At 29.4% G+C, this 2,025-nt stretch carries 2 protein-coding genes; both read right to left on the minus strand.

What is annotated here, in order from left to right; translation table 11 throughout:
- Positions 1-83: 83 nt before the first annotated feature.
- Positions 84-590, minus strand: coding sequence for a hypothetical protein (locus SPD90_RS13755; RefSeq protein WP_320925608.1), 507 nt, complete (start codon positions 588-590; stop codon positions 84-86).
- A 24-nt stretch (positions 591-614) separates the two neighbouring features.
- Positions 615-1,700: a hypothetical protein gene (locus SPD90_RS13760; RefSeq protein WP_320925609.1), complete on the minus strand. Its 1,086-nt coding sequence runs from the start codon at positions 1,698-1,700 to the stop codon at positions 615-617.
- Between the last annotated feature and the right edge of the window lie 325 nt (positions 1,701-2,025).

The raw sequence follows: 2,025 nt of genomic DNA on the forward strand, positions 1-2,025 counted from the left end.
CTACTTCGATAAGTGCAAGCAATGTACTAATCTGTACTGTCGTCTATTTAAATTCGGAATCCCTTTAGATAAATTAATTGTTTTTACCAATACCAATGTGGAATTAGCATAGCGTCAGGTCTTTTTCCTCTAAGTATATTAAATGGATATACTCTTCTATCTATCTTTTTGCCTGGAAGGTATTTTCTAGGTACCATTATAGACGAGAAGAAAACCTCTCTTCCTCCTGTCATATCATCTGGAAGTCTAACTCCAAATACGCGCTCTACCTCTGTTTCCATAGCATATGCTATTTGCTTTAAATTTTTATCCTCATAACGTCTACCACCTAACGCTGATATTTGGTCGGCTATATTTTCTAATTCCTCCATATGATCTGGATCGTTGTAGTACTCATCAAATGTATATATTATATAAGCTGGCAAATCTAGAAATCCCCACTTAAAAAGTCTATTATTGGCTACAACTATAGCCCCGATTGCAAATTCCCCATTTTCAAAGAATTCCTCCTGCATATCGTAAAGATTTAATAATTCTTCATCCTCTTCGTACCAACTCTTTTTAACTTTAAGATAATCTCTCTCCTGCATAATAAAATCTCCTTACATAAAACGTTAATTTTTCTTTTTAAATATTGAAAAAATCTTATTTATAAACCCATCGTTATTTTGATTTTCCTCTACATCATCCTCCGCTTCTAAAATCTCACGAATTTCCTGACGAAGTTGAGCCATGTCTTTATGAATCTCTAAATCTTCTAATAAATCTTCTATACATATGTCTATTTCCTCTTTATTTTTACAATCAGCGACAAACCCTTCATCTATATCAATTAATCTGATTTCTCTATAATCTATATTTTGCAATATTTTTTCATGTATGTATTTTTCCATATCGATTGAAAATTGAGTTTTTTCAGTTTGATTTCTATCTTCGAAGCCTTCACAAGCCTTTTTTAGATTTATAGAAAAATCGGCGTAAATTTTATACATAGGCTTGTAATAATAGCATTTGTCTTGGTATTTTTCTATATCCTTTTGTAATGATTCAAGGTCAAAGCTCTTTGTGTTTTTTATATTTTTATCTAATTCAGCTTGTATATCTAAATAAGATTTAATTATATTTTGAAGCTCTTCTATTTCCTCTATTTCGCCTTCATATATCTTGCAAACTTCTAGAGCTGCTTCTAAAAATTCTTTTTTTTCGTATTTATCGTCGTATTTTAAGAATAAATCGTATATATTACAAATAGATTTTTCATTGTAAACCTCGTAAAATTGAGATGAATTTAAAAGCACAATCATCATTGCGTTTTTAATTAGAGCCTTTTCTTTTTCGTTAAGTCCTTCATCTCCTAATAGAGCGTGTTTTTCTAGTAGATTTCTAGATTCTTTAACCGCCAATACAACTCTATAATTATCTATTATTTCTCGCTCTGAAATTTCTATTTTACTGTAATCGTAAAATTCCATACAGAACTCTACATCCTCGCAAAAATATATATACCTTTCCTTTTTTCTTTTATTTCCTAAAAGTATAGAAAATAAGTATCCACCTTCTACTTCCTTTATCTCTAGAAAAGAAACAGAAGATAACTTTCTCGCTTCTCGATCTAAATCTCCACCTATATCCTTAGTAGCATTTTTTAACTGCAATTTTATATGTGCAAACTCATCTAAAATTATGTCTACTATCGGCAATCTATTTTCTTCTAGTGAAATATTTATATAATTTTTGTTTAACTCCCGATACAAAAATTATACTAGATTTTATATATCTTATGGAATCTTTAATGTACAAAAAAATGTACTCCATTTACAAAAATAGAATTCTATTCACTATCCTATCTTTTTAAAAATAACTTTCGATTTAAACTATGTTATTATATAATTGTATATACAGAGAAAAAAAGACATTTCAAGGGGGAACGTTAAAATGGAAAATGGATTAATGAACAGTCGTATGATGGGATTCACAGATGTTAGAGGACTAAATATATTAGAAGATGCTATAGCTAAATTTCCT

The organism is Intestinibacter sp., assembly GCF_034113885.1.
GTDB lineage: Bacteria > Bacillota > Clostridia > Peptostreptococcales > Peptostreptococcaceae > Intestinibacter.

What these genes read in the sequence shown, in the direction of transcription:
- SPD90_RS13755 (WP_320925608.1), bottom strand. Translation starts at nt 590, where the DNA reads ATGCAGGAGAGAGATTATCTTAAAGTTAAAAAGAGTTGGTACGAAGAG.